We start from the raw sequence: 16,034 nt of genomic DNA, 5'->3' as shown, positions 1-16,034 counted from the left end.
TGGATCAGCCCCGAACCAAATCCCGCCCCGGCGCGTGATCGCGTCAGGGGCGGATCTTTATGCGGCTCAGTTCTTCTTCGCCATGCGCTTGCGGTCGGTCGGGTCGAGCAGGCGCTTGCGCAGGCGGATCGCGTTGGGGGTCACCTCGACAAGCTCGTCATCGTCGATATAGGCGATCGACCCTTCCAGGCTCAGCGTGACGGGCGTGGTCAGGCGCACCGCCTCGTCGGTGCCCGAGGCGCGCACGTTGGTCAGCTTCTTGCCCTTGAGGGGGTTCACCTCGAGATCGTTCTCGCGGTTGTGTTCGCCGATGATCATACCCTGATAGACCTTGGCCTGGGCGCCGATGAACATGCGCCCGCGCTCTTCGAGGTTCCACAGCGCGAAGGCCACCGCCTCGCCGTTCTCCATCGAGATGAGCACGCCGGCGCGCCGACCCGGGATCGGGCCGCGATGCGGCACCCAGCCGTGAAAGACGCGGTTCAGCACGCCCGTCCCGCGCGTATCGGTCAGGAACTCGCCGTGATAGCCGATCAGCCCGCGCGAGGGCACATGCGCGATGATCCGGGTCTTGCCGGCATCGGCGGGCTTCATTTCCGCGAGGTCGCCCTTGCGCGGGCCGGTCAGCTTTTCGATCACGACGCCGGAATACTCGTCATCGACATCGATGGTCACTTCCTCGACCGGTTCGAGCTGGTTGCCGTTCTCGTCCTCGCGCAGCACCACCCGGGGCCGCGAGATACTGAGCTCGAATCCTTCGCGGCGCATGTTCTCGATCAGCACGCCCATCTGCAATTCGCCGCGTCCGGCTACCTCGAAGGCCTCGCCGCCGGGTGCGTCGTCGACGCGGATGGCGACGTTGGATTCGGCCTCTTTCATCAGGCGCTCGCGGATCACCCGGCTTTGCACCTTCTTGCCGTCGCGCCCGGCAAGCGGGCTGTCATTGATGCCGAACCTCACGGTGATGACCGGCGGGTCGATGGGCTGCGCCGCGATGGGCGTGTCGACGGCCAGGGCGCAGATCGTGTCGGCGACGGTGGCCTTGGACATGCCCGCGATGCTGACGATGTCGCCGGCCACGGCCTCGTCGATGTCCTGGCTGGAGAGGCCGCGAAAGGCCTGGATGCGGCTGATCCGGAACTGTTCGATCTTCTGGCCGATGCGCGACAGCGCCTGCACCGTCGCGCCCACCCTCAGGCGGCCCGTTTCGACGCGGCCGGTCAGCAGGCGGCCGACGAACGGGTCGGCACCGAGGGTGGTGGCGAGCATGCTGAAATCCTCGTCCGCATGTGCCACCTGTTTCGGGGCGGGGACGTGATTGACGATCAGGTCGAACAGTGCCGAGAGATCCTTGCGCGGTCCGTCGACCTCGTGATCGGCCCAACCGCCGAGCCCCGAGGCGTACATGTGCGGAAAGTCGAGCTGGTCGTCATCGGCGTCGAGATTGGCGAAAAGGTCGAACACCTCGTTGAGCGCGCGGTCGGGTTCCGCGTTCGGCTTGTCGGCCTTGTTGAGCACGACGATCGGGCGCAGCCCGAGGGCGAGCGCCTTGGAGGTGACGAACTTGGTCTGCGGCATCGGCCCCTCGGCGGCATCCACCAGCAGGACCACGCCATCGACCATCGACAGGATGCGTTCCACCTCGCCGCCGAAATCGGCGTGGCCGGGGGTGTCGACGATGTTGATGCGGGTCGATTTCCACATCAGGCTGGTCGGTTTGGCGGTGATCGTGATGCCGCGTTCGCGTTCCAGGTCATTGCTGTCCATCGCGCGTTCATCGACCGCCTGATTGGCCCGGAACGCGCCCGACTGTTTCAGCAATTCGTCCACGAGCGTCGTCTTGCCGTGGTCGACATGGGCGATGATGGCGATGTTGCGCAGATCCATTTGCGGTGTCCTCTACCGTGATGACACGCGCCCTATATGCCGCGGCGCGGAAAGACCAGAGGCAAAGGGGGATCGGTGACCGTGGGTCTACCACGCGCCGCCCTTGCGCGCGGACGCGTAAGGGATGGGGTGTTCGTGCACCGCGGCAGCCAGATCAGAACGGGATTTCGTCGTCCATGTCGCGCGCCGGACGGCCGCCGCCTTGAGGCTCGGACGGGCCGCCGCCGTAATCGCCGCCGCCATAGCCCTGATCCTGACCGCCGCCGTAGCTGCCACCGCCGCCGCCTTCGCCCTTGCCGTCGAGCATCGTCAGTTCGGACCGGTAGGGGCGCAGCACGACCTCGGTCGAATAGCGGTCCTGCCCGGACTGGTCCTGCCATTTGCGGGTCTCGAGCTGGCCCTCGATATAGACCTTCGAGCCCTTGCGCAGATATTGCTCGGCGACGCGCGCCAGCGGCTCGGAGAAGATCGCGACCGAGTGCCACTCGGTCTTTTCGCGGCGCTCGCCTGTATTCTTGTCCTTCCAGTTCTCGGAGGTGGCGATGCGCAGGTTGCACACCTTGCCGCCATTCTGGAAGGTCCGCGTCTCTGGGTCGCGGCCCAGATTTCCGATGATGATTACCTTGTTCACAGAGCCGGCCATCGCGCCCTCCTTGACCTGTCGCGGTTCATGCGTCGTTCTTGTTACACCACCGCAGCAGGGTGAAGAAAAGGTAAAAATGGGATCGACGCATATGCTGTTTCCCGCCGGTCGGGGGGCGCGGGCAAGAAATGGCTCGAAATCGCGCGCGTGTCGGGTATTATGCTTGTGGGACAGTGATGGGAAAAGAGAAAATGCGCGGAACAACCTGCGCCGTGATCCTCGGCGTGCTCGCCCTTCCCGCAGCGGCGCAGACCAATGTGCTGTCGACGAAAGGGCGGCTGGACACCTTTCGGTCGCAGACCAGCGTGCTGGATACGCGGGCGAGCCAGCAATACAACAATTCCGTCAGGCTTCAGCCGAAACGCTTCAAGGCGCCGACGATGTGGGACGACCTGTCGCCGGCCTTCCGCGGCAGCTACCGGGGCCCGTACCTGGCGGTGGCGAGACAGGCGGCGCGGCGCTACCGAATCCCCGAGGACCTGTTCCTGCGGCTGGTGCAGCAGGAATCGGGGTGGCGTGCGGATGCGCGCTCGCACAAAGGGGCGATCGGGCTGGCGCAACTGATGCCGCAGACAGCCCGGGTGCTGGGCGTCAATCCGCATGATCCGCGTCAGAACCTCGAAGGCGGGGCGCGGTATCTTGCCGAGCAATATCGCAGCTTCGGGTCGTGGCGGCTGGCGCTTGCGGCCTACAATGCGGGGCCGGGCGCGGTGCAGAAATACGGCGGCGTGCCACCCTACAAGGAGACGCGCAACTACGTGAAGGTCATTCTGGGTCTGTGACCGCGCCGGGCCGGAAACCGATCTTGTGCAGGTGGATCTCGTGGGCGGGGTGTTTCTCGGCGTTCACCAGCTGCCCGTTATGGTGGTTGTAGAGCGCGCGCCAGTAGGGCTGGATGATCACGCCGTTCGCGCGCAGGATCCCCTGCAATTCTGCCATCACGTCGCGCCGCGCATCGGCATCGGCCAGCCTGTTGGCCTGGTCGAGCAGGCGGTCGAAGTCCGGGTCGGCAAAGCCGGTCTCGTTCCAGACCGCGCCGCTGCGATAGGCGAGGCCCAGCACCTGCACGTCCAGCGGGCGGTGGTTCCACTGGGTGCCGGAAAACGGGTAATCCATCCAGTTCTGCCAGAAGGTGTCGCCGGCGACGATCCTGCGATCGACACGCAGCCCCGCGTCGCGCAACTGCGCCGCGACGGCATCGCCGGTGTTGCGCTGCCATTCGTCGTCGATCGTCACCAGCTCGTGCACGAAATCGAGAAATCCCTCGGCGAGGATCTCCTGCCGGGCCTCGGCGGGATCGTGGGGGAGCGGTCCGAGTTCGGCATGCGCGGGATGGATCGGGCAGACATGGTCGTTCTGCGCCACCATGCCGCGCCCGTCATGGCCCAGTTCGAGACAGATCGCGTTGTCGACGGCCAGCGCCAGCGCGCGGCGCACCCGCGTGTTGCGGTAGGGGTTCCGGACGCTCATATCCGGGCGCTGCGAGGCGCGGATCACGATGGTGTCGGCGCTGTCGACGCGGGTCGGGGCCCAGCCGATGCCATTCATAGCCTCGATGAAATCGCCGACGCTTTGGTAAAGCAGGTCGATCTCGCCCGCCTGCGCGGCGGCGAGCCAGTCGGACGGGTTGGTACCGTAATCGAGAAATTCCACCCGTTCGAGCCACGGTCCGCCGAACACCTCGCTGCCCCACCAGTCGTGGTCGGTCGCCTGTTCCAGGATGCAGCTACGCCCGGGATCGAGGCTTACGGGGCGAAACGGCCCGGTGCCGATGCCGTCTGCGAAGGGATCGCCGCCCGCGTAGCTTTCGTGCAGGATCGCGGCGGGATAGTCGGCCATGTTGGCGATCACCGCGATGTCGGGCCGCGCCAGGTGCAGCGTCACGGTCAGCTCGTCCTCGACCCGGATCGCGCCGTCGCGGGCCATGCCCGTCGCAAGGTCGACCAGCGCGGTGAACCGGTTGGCCATGGAATTCGCAGGCGCCGTGGTGTCGCACCAGCGCGCGATGTTGCGCGACACGTCGCGGGCGGTGAAGGCGGCGCCATCGTGCCAGCGGATGCCGGGGCGGACATGCAGCACGTAGCGCGTGGCGTCCTCGTTCACCTCCCAGTCGTGCAGAAGCATGCCGCGCAAGGCGCCGTCGGCCTGGTATTCGACGAGGTATTCGAGAAACCCGCGCGTCTGGTTGCCCATCCCGGCCCAGTCGAAACTGCGCGGATCGTCGAGCGGCCAGACGGTCTGCTGGATGCGCAGCGTGCCGCCCAGTGCAATCGCCGTGTCGGCCCGCGCCGGGACTGCCAGCCCGCCCAGCAGACAGGCGGTGGCGGCGCCCATCCCGAGGGTCGTGGCGCGGGTCAGGAACTCGCGCCGCCCGATGCGCCCGGTGGCAAGCTCTGCCACGAGGCCAGCGGTGGCGGGGTGATGCGGCGGGGAATGCTGTGTCATGGAACGCCTCGGCGCCTCCTCGCGTCTCTCGATCATCGACGAATGCTGTGATGATTAGACAGGCTGACGGCTGACAAAACAACCCGCGATGCGCGCCACGGGCGATCAGTACGCGCGCGCCATGGGCGCGCGTGTTGTGGCCTTGTTGCGCAGCGCCGACGGGCTTTGCCCGGTATGGTTCAGGATGAAGCGCGAAAAATAGGCGGCGCTGCCGAATCCGAGGCCTTCGGCGATCCGGCCCACCGGCAATTCGCTGTCCTCGAGCATCTCGCGCGCGGCATGCAGGCTGCGCTCGGTCAGAAGCTCTGCGGCGGTGCGGCCCGAAAGCTGTTTGCACACCCGCGTCAGATGCGTCGGCGTGACGCCGAGCGCGCGCGCGTAGACCGCCATCGACCGCCCGTTCATGTGATCGCGTTCGATCAGCGCGGCATAGGCCGCGACCAGTCGTTCGCCGGCATTGGGTTTGCCGGGGCCGGGATGTTCGACCATCGCCCGCCGCAGCCACACGCTGAGCCGTTGGGCCTGCGCGGTCAGCGCCTCGTCGAGAAACGGGCGCCCGCCGGATTGCTCGCGCTGCATCGCCTCGAAGATCGTGGTCAGCTCTGTCTGGCCGGCGGTATCGCGGATGCGCAGATGCTGGACCGTGTCGGGCATCGCCACCGTGCCATCGGGAGAAATCTCGCAGACATGGCCGAACCCGGCCTTGCCAAGGTCGAGCGAGAACATCGTCCGCGCCGGGATCAGCAGGGCGTTGTGCACACCGAGGCCGCGGCGCACCCCGCCGATCACCGCGATGCCCTGCCCGCGAGTGATCCAGATCAGCGCGTGCTTGCGGCAGGAATGTTGCAACCCGATGCGCCATGTCGCGCCGCGCGCCCATTGCACAACGGTCATGACCTGCGCGTGTTTCATCGGACGTCACCCTCTGGATTATCGCATTTGGACCAGCATTCGCACGATTCCGCGGGTTTGTCAGGCCGAGACCGCGAAATTTCTAAAACGCGTCGGCGGCGACCGGCCGCCATCTCCGCATGCGCGCGCGAAACCAGGTCCGCTGACGCTTGGCGAATTGACGGGTGGCGATGGTCGCCGCCTCGCGCGCCTCGTCGAGCGTCGTCTCGCCGCGCAGATGGCGCACCAGTTCCACCGCGCCGATCGCCCGAGACGAGGGACGCGCCGGATCCCAGTCGTCGAGATTGGCGCGCACCTCGTCCAGCGCGCCGGCCGCGAGCATCCGGTCGAAGCGCCGCGCGATCCGCGCGCCCAGCCAGTCCGTGTCGGCCTCGAGCAGAAGAGGCTGGCACGCCGCAAGCGGCAGCAACGGCGCGGGCGTCGCATCCTGCCACGCGGCCAGCCCTTGCCCGGTGGTCCTTTGCACCTCCCACGCGCGCTGGACGCGCATCGGGTTTTGCAGATCGATCCGGGCGCGAGTGTCTGGGTCGAGCGCGGCGCGCAGCGCGCCGATCTCGCCCGCCGCGCGCCGCTGATTGGCTTCCTTTCGGACCTCTGGCGGGGTGGCGGGGATGTCCGCCAGCCCGTCCGTCAGCGCCGAGAAATAAAGCCCGGTCCCGCCGGTGACGATCAGGCGGTCGGGGCCCTGCAGCAGTTCCGCCACCTCGCGCAGCCAGTGCCCGACAGAGTAGTCCTGCCGCGCGCCGACATGCCCGTAAAGCCGATGCGGCGCCTGCGCGGTCTCGTCGGGCGTCGGGCGCGCGGACAGGATGCGCCAGTTCTCGTAGACCTGCAGCGCGTCGGCGTTGACGATCACGCCGCCCTGCGCCCGCGCGATCGCCAGCGCGAGCGCCGATTTGCCGGTCGCGGTCGGCCCGGCGATCAGCACCGGGCGGGCGGGGTCGATGTCGCGCGGGATCTCCATGCCGGGGGCGTATCGCAGATCGCGCCGCGTGACGAGGCTGCGTGACGAGACGCGGCGCGGCAGTTTCGCGCCAAGCACCTGTTTCTGCGATTGCACCTTGCAGGTATTTGGGACATTTTGCAGCGCAACGACACATCGCGGAGAGCCTGCATGACGCCCACGGACCCCCAGAAACCGAGATTCAAACGCGTCATGCTGAAGATCTCGGGTGAGGCTCTGATGGGCGACACCTCGTATGGGCTGCACCCGCCGACCGTCGAGCGCATCGCGCGAGAGGTCAAGATCGTGCACGATCTGGGTGTCGAGATCTGCATGGTGATCGGCGGCGGCAACGTGTTTCGCGGCCTGCAGGGCTCCGCGCAGGGCATGGAGCGGACGACCGCCGATTACATGGGCATGCTGGCCACCGTGATGAACGCGCTGGCGATGCAATCGGCGCTGGAAAAGCTGGGGGCCTATTGCCGGGTGATCACCGCGATCCGCATGGACGAGGTGGCGGAACCCTATATCCGCCGCCGCGCCGTGCGCCATCTCGAGAAAAAGCGCATCTGCATCTTCGCCGCCGGCACGGGCAACCCGTATTTCACCACCGACACCGCCGCGACCCTGCGCGCCAACGAGATGGCCTGCGAGGCAATCTTCAAAGGCACCAAGGTCGACGGCGTCTACGACAAGGACCCGCTGAAGTTTCCCGACGCCAAGCGCTTCGACAGCGTGACCTTCGACGAGGTGCTGACCCAGCATCTCAACGTGATGGACGCCTCGGCGATCGCGCTGGCGCGCGACAACAACCTGCCGATCATCGTCTTTTCGCTGGACGAGCCCGGCGGGTTCAAGGGCATCCTCGCGGGAGAGGGCACCTATACAACCGTGCATGGTTGAGGCTAGACAAGGGGTCGATGGACCGGCCCGCAGGAAGGACGAGAACGACATGGCGGACGATATCGAAATCGACATGAGCGACCTTGAGCGTCGCATGGACGGGGCGATGAACTCGCTCAGGACGGAATTCGCGTCGCTGCGGACGGGGCGCGCCTCGGCCTCGATGCTGGAACCGGTGCAGGTCGAGGCCTACGGCCAGATGACGCCTATCAACCAGGTCGGCACCATCAACGTCCCCGAGCCGCGGATGGTCACGATCAATGTCTGGGACAAGAGCCTTGTCAACAAGGTCGAGAAGGCGATCCGGCAAAGCGGCCTCGGGATCAATCCGCAGATGAACGGCACCATCATCATGCTGCCCATCCCCGAACTCAACGAGGAGCGCCGCAAGGATCTGACCAAGGTCGCGTCCCAATACGCCGAACATGCCCGAGTGGCGATCCGCAACGTGCGCCGCGACGGCATGGACAAGATCAAGAAGGCCAAGGCCGACGGCATGTCCGAGGACGACCAGAAGTTCTGGGAAGACCAGGTGCAGGAACTGACCGACACCTACATCAAGAATGTGGACGAGGCGCTCGAGCACAAGCAAGCCGAGATCATGCAGGTCTGATGACGAAGGGCGCGCAGATGGCGAAGACAAAGCCCGACCCGGCCGGCCCGCGCCATGTCGCGATCATCATGGACGGCAACGGCCGTTGGGCGCAGGCCCGCGGGCGGCCGCGGCTGTTCGGGCATCACGCCGGCGCGCGCCGGGTGCGCGAGATCGTCGAGGCCTGTCCCGATCTGGGTGTCGAATACCTGACGATCTTCGCCTTCTCGACCGAGAACTGGAAGCGCACGCAGACCGAGGTCGCCGGGCTGATGACCCTGTTCCGGCGCTACATCATGAAGGAAATGCAGGCCTTCGTGCGCGAGAACGTGCGCGTGCGCTTCATCGGCGACCGGCCGCGGCTCGACGCCAAGCTGCACGGGCTGATGGACGAGGCCGAGGCGATGACCGCGCATTGCACGGGCATGAACCTGACCATCGCGCTCAATTACGGCGGCCGCGACGAGGTCTCGCGCGCCACGCAGCGGCTGGCGCGGGATGTCGCCGCGGGGAAATTGCGCCCCGAGGATGTCGACGAGGAAACGCTGCCGCGATACCTCGACACCTGCGTGGTGCCCGATCCGGACCTGGTGATCCGCACCTCGGGCGAGGCGCGGATCTCGAATTTCCTGCTCTGGCAGTCGGCCTACGCGGAATACGAGTTCATCGACACGCTCTGGCCGGATTTCACCCGCGAGATCTTTGCCGACGTGCTGAAGCAATACGGGGCGCGTGATCGCCGCTTCGGTGCAGTCTCCGCATGAGCGGGGGCGCGCAGTGGTCCGACCTTGCGCCGCGCGCGGTGTCGGGGGCGATCATGGCGGCGGTCGGGGCCGGGGCCATCTGGGCAGGAGGCGTGATTTTTGCCGCGCTGGTCAGCGCATTGGCCGGGCTGATGGTCTGGGAAGCGGCGCGGATGTTCGCGACCCCCGATAGCGCCGTGCGGTCCGGCATCGTCGCGGCGGTGGTCCTCGGGCTGGCGCTGTGGTTGCCGGGGGTGGTCGTGCTGCCCTTGCTGCTTGCCGCCGCACTCGTCGCGGTCGGCCCGGCGGCGCGGGATCGCGCGCCGTTTCTGGCGCTGGCGATCTGGGCCTTGCTGGGCTGCTACGCCATGGGCCTTTTGCGCGCCGAGGCGGGAGCGGTCTGGATCCTCTGGCTGGTTTCTGTCGTGATCGTCTCGGACCTCGCGGGCTATTTCGCCGGGCGCAGCCTTGGCGGGCCGAAATTCTGGCCCAGCATCAGCCCCAAGAAGACATGGTCGGGCACCGTCGCGGGCTGGCTCGGGGCCGGCGTGATCGGCGTGATCTTCGCGGGGCCGACCGGTGCGGGGCTGGCGCTGGTGCCCCTGTCGATTCTCGTCGGCTTTGCCGGGCAGATGGGCGATATCGCCGAAAGCGCGGCCAAGCGGTTTTGCGACGTCAAGGACAGCTCGACCCTCATTCCCGGTCATGGCGGGGTGCTGGACCGGTTCGACGCGATGCTGGGCGCGGCGCTTCTGTCGCTGATCCTGTGGGCGCTCGGCCTGTTGCCGGGGGCGGCATGAAACGCGTCTCGATCCTTGGCGCCACCGGCTCTATCGGGCAAAGCACGATCGACCTGATCGGGCGCGATCCGGCCGCTTACGACCTCGTGGCGCTGACCGGCGGGCGCAACATCGCGCAACTGGCAAGTGACGCGCGAAGGTTGCGTGCCGATATCGCCGTGACCGCGCACGAGGATCTGTTGCCCGAGTTGCGCGGGGCGCTGGCCGGATCGGCGACCGAGGCGGCGGCGGGCCCCGCGGCGCTGGTCGAGGCCGCACACCGGCCCGCCGACTGGGTCATGTCGGCAATCGTCGGGGTGGCGGGGCTGGCCCCCGGCCTCGCCGCGCTGCAGCAGGGCGCGACGCTGGCGCTGGCCAACAAGGAATCGCTGGTTGCGGCCGGGCAGTTGCTACTGCGCACGGCGCGCGCACATGGCGCGCGCATCCTGCCGGTGGACAGCGAGCATTCGGCGATCTTCCAGGCGCTGGTGGGCGAGGACGCGTCGGCGGTGACCCGGGTGGTCATCACTGCCTCCGGCGGGGCGTTCCGCGACTGGCCGCTGGCGCGTCTGGCGCAGGCCACGGTGGCCGAGGCATCGTCGCATCCCAACTGGGACATGGGCCAGCGGATCACCATCGATTCGGCCTCGATGTTCAACAAGGCGCTGGAGGTGATCGAGGCGCACGAGTTCTTCGGCTTCGCCCCCGACCAGATCGAGGTTCTGCTCCATCCGCAATCGCTGGTGCATGCGCTGGTGGGGTTCTGCGATGGCGCGCTGATGGCGCATGTCGGCCCGCCGGACATGCGCCACGCCATCGGCTACGCGCTCAACTGGCCGCATCGGCGTCCGCTGCCGGTGCCCGCGCTCGACCTCGCAGCGGCGGGTGTGCTGGAGTTTCGCGCCCCTGACGAGACACGCTACCCCGCGCTGCGGCTGGCGCGCGAGGTGATGGGCGAGGGCGGACTGGCCGGCGCGATCTTCAACGCGGCCAAGGAACGCGCGCTGGATCATTTCATCGCCGGGCACCTTCGCTTTACCGACATGAGCGCGGTCGTCGACGAGGTGCTGTCGGACCTCGCCGCGACGAGCGACGCGCGCAACGACGCGCCGACCCTTGATCTGGTGGCCCATATGGACCATCTGGCAAGGCATCGCGCCGACATGGCGACCGAAACGCGCAAGCTTTAAGGAAACCTCGTGGATCTGCAAACCCTGTTGCCGCAATTCGGAAGCGGCGTGATGACCATTCTGGCCTTCATCGTCGCGCTTTCGGTGATCGTGGCAATCCACGAATACGGCCATTACATCGTCGGGCGCTGGTCGGGCATCAAGGCCGAGGTGTTCTCGATCGGGTTCGGTCCGGTCCTGTTCTCGCGCATGGACCGGCACGGCACGCGCTGGCAGGTCGCGGCGCTGCCCTTCGGCGGTTATGTCAAGTTCCTTGGCGACTCGGACGCGGCCAGCGGAAAGGACAGCGCCGCGATGGCGCAGACCCCGCCCGAGCGGCTGCGCGAGACGATGCACGGCGCGCCGCTCTGGGCGCGCACGGCGACGGTGGCAGCGGGGCCGATCTTCAACTTCATCCTGTCGATCCTGATTTTCGCCGCCGTTCTGATGGCCGGCGGCAAGACCGCCGATCCGCTGACCGTGGGTGCGCTGAAACCGCTGCCGGTCGAGGGCGTGACGCTGCAGCCCGGCGACGAGGTGCTGCAGATCGCGGGCCAGCCGGTGCCCGAGATGGGCGCCGGCGGGATCGACGACGCCTTCCTGCAGGAACTGCCGGCGCAGCCGCTTCTGGACTACGAGGTGCGGCGCGACGACCGGCGCACCGAAGCCCAAGGCCCGCACCCGATGCCCCCAATTGTCGGCGGGCTGTCGCCGCAATCCGCCGCGCTCGACGCCGGGCTGCAGCAGGGTGACGTGATCACCGCGGTCAACGGCACGCCGGTGCATGCGTTTTCGGAACTGCGCGAGATCGTCGAGGGGTCGAACGGCGCGCCGCTGGAATTCGAGATGTGGCGCCCGGAAAGCGGTGCCTACACGACCACCCTGACCCCGCGCCGCGTGGACGAGCCGCAGCCCGGCGGTGGGTTCCGTACGCAGTGGCGCATCGGCATCGCGGCCGGCATGGCCTTCGAGCCCGCGACAGAGGCGCGCGGCCCGATAGAGGCGGTGGGCGGGGCCGTTGCCCAGACTTGGCAGATCATCGTGAGCTCGCTTTCGGGGCTTTACGCGATGATCACCGGCGCGATCAGCAGCTGCAACATGTCCGGCCCGATCGGCATCGCCGAGGTCTCGGGCGAGATGGCGAGCCAGGGCGCGCAAAGCTTCATCTGGTTCATCGCGGTGCTGTCGACTGCCGTCGGCCTGCTCAACCTCTTCCCGGTGCCGGTGCTGGATGGCGGACACCTGATGTTCTACGCCTACGAGGGCGTCACCGGCCGCCCGCCGAGCGACCGCGCGATGCGCTTCCTGATGACGCTGGGGCTGACGCTGATCCTGTCGCTGATGCTTTTTGCGGTCTTCAACGACATCTTCTGCCCGTGAGCATCGTAGTGGTGCGGGTGGGTGTGACGTGACCAGCCTCAACCGCGTGGTGATGCAGAAATCCACTCGCCGGTGGCTGGACGCGCTGTCGCCCGAGACACTGGATGCCGCCGAGATCTCGGGCAAGTTCGGCCGTCGCTTCGCGTTCCGCAGCTATGCGCGCTTTCGCTATCCCGCGCACGACATCTGCGCGGGGCCGTTCCGGGATGCGGAAGGTGATATGCGGACCTTCGACCTGATCCTCGCCAACCAGGTGTGGGAGCATCTCGACCGCCCCCATGCCGCGGCCCGCCACGTCCGCGAAATGCTGCGCCGCGAGGGCTGGTTCTGGCTCGCGGTGCCGTTCTTCATCCCCTGGCACGGCGATCCGGTGGATTGTTCGCGCTGGACCGCGCGCGGTCTTTGCAACCTTCTGGTCGAAGCCGGGTTCGATGCCGGCCGGATTACCGCGCGGCAATGGGGCAATCGCGCGGCGGCGTTGCGCAATCTCGAACCGGACTGGCCGCCGGTGCACGATCCCGAAACCGACGACCTGCGCAACGATCCGAAGTTCCCGATCTGTGCCTGGGCGCTGGCGCAGAAGTGACCAGGACGCTGCGCCGCCCGGCATGGCCGAGGCCCGGTCCCGGAAATTGACTTGGACCGCGGGCGCGTCTCGCCTATTTGATGCAGGAACACACCCGTGGGGGGCAGAATGGCTGAGCTGAAGCATATCGAAGTCCGCGGCGCGCGCGAGCACAACCTCAAGAGCATCGATGTCGACATCCCGCGCGACCAGGTGGTGGTGATCACCGGGCTGTCGGGGTCGGGCAAGTCGTCGCTCGCGTTCGATACGATCTATGCCGAGGGTCAGCGCCGCTATGTCGAATCGCTGTCGGCCTATGCGCGCCAATTCCTCGACATGATGCAGAAGCCGGATGTCGATCACATCAGCGGGCTGTCCCCGGCAATCTCCATCGAGCAGAAGACCACCTCGAAGAACCCGCGCTCCACGGTCGGCACGGTGACCGAGATCTACGACTACATGCGCCTTCTCTTCGCCCGCGCCGGCACACCCTACAGCCCCGCCACCGGCCTGCCCATCGAGGCGCAGCAGGTGCAGGACATGGTCGATCGCGTCATGGCCATGGAGGAGGGCACGCGCGGCTACCTGCTGGCGCCCATCGTGCGCGACCGCAAGGGCGAATACCGCAAGGAATTCCTGGAGCTGCGCAAATCCGGGTTCCAGCGGGTCAAGGTCGACGGCGAATTCCACGAACTGGACGATCCGCCGACCCTCGACAAGAAGTTCCGCCACGATGTCGACGTGGTGGTCGACCGGATCGTGGTGAAGGAGGGGCTGGAGACGCGGCTTGCCGACAGTTTCCGCACCGCGCTGGATCTGGCGGACGGGATCGCCGTGCTGGAAACCGCCCCGCGCGAGGGCGAGCCGGAGCGCGTGACGTTCTCCGAACGCTTCGCCTGCCCGGTCAGCGGCTTCACCATCCCCGAGATCGAGCCGCGGCTTTTCTCGTTCAACGCGCCGTTCGGGGCGTGTCCGGATTGCGACGGTCTGGGGGTCGAGCGGTTCTTCGACGAACAGCTGATCGTGCCGGATGGCGCGCTGAAGGTCACCGACGGCGCCATCGCGCCGTGGCGCAAGGGCAAGAGCCCGTATTTCACCCAGACCATCGAGGCCATCGCCAAGCATTACGAGTTCGACAAGAAGGCCCCGTGGAAGGATCTGCCGGCGCATGTGAAACAGGTGTTCCTCTACGGGTCAGGCGACGACGAGATCGCGTTCCGCTATGACGAGGGCGGGCGCGTCTATAATGTCAGCCGCGTCTTCGAGGGGGTCATCCCCAACATGGAACGCCGGTATAACGAGACCGACAGCGCCTGGATCCGCGAGGAATTCGAGCGTTACCAGAACAACCGCCCCTGCGGCACCTGCGGCGGCTTCCGCTTGCGCGAAGAGGCGCTTGCGGTCCGTATTGCCGGGCTGCATGTGGGGCACGTGGTGCAGATGAGCATCCGCGAAGCCTATGACTGGTGCGGGACCGTGCCCGAGAGCCTCTCGCAGCAGAAGAACGAGATCGCCCGCGCCATCCTCAAGGAGATCCGCGAACGGCTGGGATTTCTCAACAATGTCGGGCTGGAATACCTGACGCTGTCGCGCAACGCGGGCACGCTTTCGGGCGGCGAAAGCCAGCGCATCCGGCTGGCCAGCCAGATCGGGTCGGGCCTGACCGGGGTGCTTTACGTGCTCGACGAGCCGTCCATCGGGTTGCACCAGCGCGATAACGGGCGACTGTTGCAGACGTTGCGCAACCTGCGCGATCAGGGCAACACGGTGATCGTCGTCGAGCATGACGAAGAGGCGATCCGCACCGCCGATTACGTCTTCGATATCGGACCCGGGGCGGGCGTGCACGGGGGCCGCGTGGTCAGCCACGGCACGCCGGACGCGGTCGCCGCCGATCCCGCCTCGGTCACCGGGCAATACCTGTCCGGTGCGCGCGAGATCGCGGTTCCGGCCAAGCGCCGCAAGGGCAATCGCAAGAAGCTGACCGTGGTCAAGGCGACCGGCAACAACCTCAAGGAGCTGACGACCGAGTTCCCGCTCGGCAAGTTCATCTGCGTGACCGGCGTTTCGGGCGGCGGCAAGTCCACCCTGACCATCGAGACGCTGTTCAAGACCGCGTCGATGCGATTGAACGGGGCGCGCCACGCGCCCGCGCCCTGCGAGACGATCAAGGGGCTGGAGCATCTCGACAAGGTGATCGACATCGACCAGCGCCCGATCGGGCGCACGCCACGCTCGAACCCCGCCACCTATACCGGCGCGTTCACCCCGATCCGCGACTGGTTCGCGGGGCTGCCCGAATCCAAGGCGCGCGGCTACAAGCCGGGGCGGTTCTCGTTCAACGTCAAGGGCGGGCGCTGCGAGGCCTGCCAGGGCGACGGCGTCATCAAGATCGAGATGCATTTCCTGCCGGATGTCTACGTGGAATGCGAGACCTGCAAGGGCGCGCGCTACAACCGCGAAACCTTGGAAATCCGGTTCAAGGGCAAGAGCATAGCGGACGTTCTTGATATGACGGTTGAAGAGGCGCAGACGTTCTTCCAGGCAGTGCCGTCGATCCGCGAGAAGATGGACGCGCTGATGCGCGTGGGTCTGGGCTATGTCCGGGTGGGCCAGCAGGCGACGACGCTCTCGGGCGGCGAGGCGCAGCGCGTGAAACTGTCACGCGAACTGGCCAAACGGTCGACCGGGCGGACGCTCTACATTCTCGACGAACCGACGACGGGGCTGCATTTCGAGGACGTCAAGAAGCTGCTCGAAGTGCTGCACGAACTGGTCGACGCGGGCAACACGGTGATCGTGATCGAGCACAATCTCGACGTCATCAAGACCGCGGATCACATCATCGATATCGGGCCGGAGGGCGGCGATGGCGGCGGGGAACTTGTTGCGCAAGGCACGCCAGAGCAGGTGGCCGAGGAAACTCGCAGTCACACGGGGCGCTATCTGAAAGACATGCTGTCGGCCAACAGGCGCGTCGCGGCGGAGTAGGATCAACGGCTCCAAAACCGCGTCCGCGTCGCGGATCGGGAGCACATCGCATTTTTCACGATCAATCCAGTATGGTTTTGCA

At 66.9% G+C, this 16,034-nt stretch carries 14 protein-coding genes; 9 read left to right on the top strand and 5 right to left on the bottom strand.

All coding sequences use genetic code 11. The features are described 5' to 3' along the window. Positions 1-66 precede the first annotated feature (66 nt). Together typA and ssb are read right to left on the bottom strand one after the other, a co-directional pair. Positions 67-1,887, bottom strand: coding sequence for a translational GTPase TypA (gene typA / locus V8324_RS01335; protein WP_336418107.1), 1,821 nt, complete (start codon positions 1,885-1,887; stop codon positions 67-69). A 154-nt stretch (positions 1,888-2,041) separates the two neighbouring features. Continuing rightward, positions 2,042-2,530: a single-stranded DNA-binding protein gene (ssb, locus tag V8324_RS01330; protein WP_336418106.1), complete on the bottom strand. Its 489-nt coding sequence runs from the start codon at positions 2,528-2,530 to the stop codon at positions 2,042-2,044. Positions 2,531-2,721: 191 nt separating this feature from the next. Between ssb and V8324_RS01325 the strand changes: the two genes are divergently transcribed. Next, positions 2,722-3,312 (top strand): lytic transglycosylase domain-containing protein, encoded by a 591-nt coding sequence (locus V8324_RS01325; RefSeq protein WP_336418105.1) that lies wholly within the window; start codon positions 2,722-2,724, stop codon positions 3,310-3,312. Here V8324_RS01325 and V8324_RS01320 read toward each other — a convergent pair. From V8324_RS01320 to miaA, 3 genes are all read right to left on the bottom strand, one after another. Next, a complete protein-coding gene (locus tag V8324_RS01320; RefSeq protein WP_336418104.1) occupies positions 3,296-4,975 on the bottom strand; it encodes an ABC transporter substrate-binding protein in 1,680 nt (559 codons plus the stop codon). The two genes, V8324_RS01325 and V8324_RS01320, sit on opposite strands and share 17 nt — an antisense overlap. 105 nt (positions 4,976-5,080) lie before the next feature. After that, positions 5,081-5,887: a helix-turn-helix transcriptional regulator gene (locus V8324_RS01315; protein ID WP_336418103.1), complete on the bottom strand. Its 807-nt coding sequence runs from the start codon at positions 5,885-5,887 to the stop codon at positions 5,081-5,083. A gap of 82 nt (positions 5,888-5,969) precedes the next feature. Further along, entirely contained in the window at positions 5,970-6,851 is an 882-nt protein-coding gene (gene miaA, locus V8324_RS01310) for a tRNA (adenosine(37)-N6)-dimethylallyltransferase MiaA (RefSeq protein WP_336418220.1), read from the bottom strand. Positions 6,852-7,001: 150 nt separating this feature from the next. Here miaA and pyrH point away from each other — a divergent pair, with 150 nt between their 5' ends. The 8 genes from pyrH (at position 7,002) to uvrA (ending at position 15,952) form a co-directional block, all read left to right on the top strand. Beyond that, positions 7,002-7,733 (top strand): UMP kinase, encoded by a 732-nt coding sequence (gene pyrH / locus V8324_RS01305; protein ID WP_336418102.1) that lies wholly within the window; start codon positions 7,002-7,004, stop codon positions 7,731-7,733. A 49-nt stretch (positions 7,734-7,782) separates the two neighbouring features. Then, positions 7,783-8,346 (top strand): ribosome recycling factor, encoded by a 564-nt coding sequence (gene frr, locus V8324_RS01300; protein ID WP_336418101.1) that lies wholly within the window; start codon positions 7,783-7,785, stop codon positions 8,344-8,346. Positions 8,347-8,363: 17 nt separating this feature from the next. Further along, positions 8,364-9,089 carry an isoprenyl transferase gene (locus tag V8324_RS01295; RefSeq protein WP_336418100.1) on the top strand — a complete coding sequence of 242 codons (726 nt, stop codon included), beginning with the start codon at positions 8,364-8,366 and terminating at the stop codon, positions 9,087-9,089. After that, entirely contained in the window at positions 9,086-9,868 is a 783-nt protein-coding gene (locus V8324_RS01290) for a phosphatidate cytidylyltransferase (RefSeq protein ID WP_336418099.1), read from the top strand. Before V8324_RS01295 ends, V8324_RS01290 begins: the two co-directional genes overlap by 4 nt. Beyond that, positions 9,865-11,037, top strand: coding sequence for a 1-deoxy-D-xylulose-5-phosphate reductoisomerase (gene dxr / locus V8324_RS01285; protein ID WP_336418098.1), 1,173 nt, complete (start codon positions 9,865-9,867; stop codon positions 11,035-11,037). The genes V8324_RS01290 and dxr overlap by 4 nt, the downstream gene beginning before the upstream one ends. A gap of 9 nt (positions 11,038-11,046) precedes the next feature. Beyond that, the gene (gene rseP / locus V8324_RS01280; RefSeq protein WP_336418097.1) at positions 11,047-12,396 is read left to right on the top strand and encodes an RIP metalloprotease RseP; all 1,350 of its coding nucleotides are present in this window, start codon (positions 11,047-11,049) and stop codon (positions 12,394-12,396) included. Between the two features lie 28 nt (positions 12,397-12,424). Continuing rightward, a complete protein-coding gene (locus V8324_RS01275) occupies positions 12,425-12,982 on the top strand; it encodes a class I SAM-dependent methyltransferase (RefSeq protein WP_336418096.1) in 558 nt (185 codons plus the stop codon). Between the two features lie 108 nt (positions 12,983-13,090). Then, positions 13,091-15,952, top strand: coding sequence for an excinuclease ABC subunit UvrA (uvrA, locus tag V8324_RS01270; RefSeq protein ID WP_336418095.1), 2,862 nt, complete (start codon positions 13,091-13,093; stop codon positions 15,950-15,952). The last annotated feature ends 82 nt before the right edge of the window (positions 15,953-16,034 follow it).

It is taken from the genome of Roseovarius sp. D22-M7, assembly GCF_037083785.1.
Lineage (GTDB): Bacteria > Pseudomonadota > Alphaproteobacteria > Rhodobacterales > Rhodobacteraceae > Roseovarius.
This window is presented reverse-complemented; position numbering and strand designations above follow the sequence as displayed.

What these genes read in the sequence shown, in the direction of transcription:
- typA (WP_336418107.1), bottom strand. Translation starts at nt 1,887, where the DNA reads ATGGATCTGCGCAACATCGCCATCATCGCCCATGTCGACCACGGCAAG.
- ssb (WP_336418106.1), bottom strand. Translation starts at nt 2,530, where the DNA reads ATGGCCGGCTCTGTGAACAAGGTAATCATCATCGGAAATCTGGGCCGC.
- V8324_RS01325 (WP_336418105.1), top strand. Translation starts at nt 2,722, where the DNA reads ATGCGCGGAACAACCTGCGCCGTGATCCTCGGCGTGCTCGCCCTTCCC.
- V8324_RS01320 (WP_336418104.1), bottom strand. Translation starts at nt 4,975, where the DNA reads ATGACACAGCATTCCCCGCCGCATCACCCCGCCACCGCTGGCCTCGTG.
- V8324_RS01315 (WP_336418103.1), bottom strand. Translation starts at nt 5,887, where the DNA reads ATGAAACACGCGCAGGTCATGACCGTTGTGCAATGGGCGCGCGGCGCG.
- miaA (WP_336418220.1), bottom strand. Translation starts at nt 6,851, where the DNA reads ATGGAGATCCCGCGCGACATCGACCCCGCCCGCCCGGTGCTGATCGCC.
- pyrH (WP_336418102.1), top strand. Translation starts at nt 7,002, where the DNA reads ATGACGCCCACGGACCCCCAGAAACCGAGATTCAAACGCGTCATGCTG.
- frr (WP_336418101.1), top strand. Translation starts at nt 7,783, where the DNA reads ATGGCGGACGATATCGAAATCGACATGAGCGACCTTGAGCGTCGCATG.
- V8324_RS01295 (WP_336418100.1), top strand. Translation starts at nt 8,364, where the DNA reads ATGGCGAAGACAAAGCCCGACCCGGCCGGCCCGCGCCATGTCGCGATC.
- V8324_RS01290 (WP_336418099.1), top strand. Translation starts at nt 9,086, where the DNA reads ATGAGCGGGGGCGCGCAGTGGTCCGACCTTGCGCCGCGCGCGGTGTCG.
- dxr (WP_336418098.1), top strand. Translation starts at nt 9,865, where the DNA reads ATGAAACGCGTCTCGATCCTTGGCGCCACCGGCTCTATCGGGCAAAGC.
- uvrA (WP_336418095.1), top strand. Translation starts at nt 13,091, where the DNA reads ATGGCTGAGCTGAAGCATATCGAAGTCCGCGGCGCGCGCGAGCACAAC.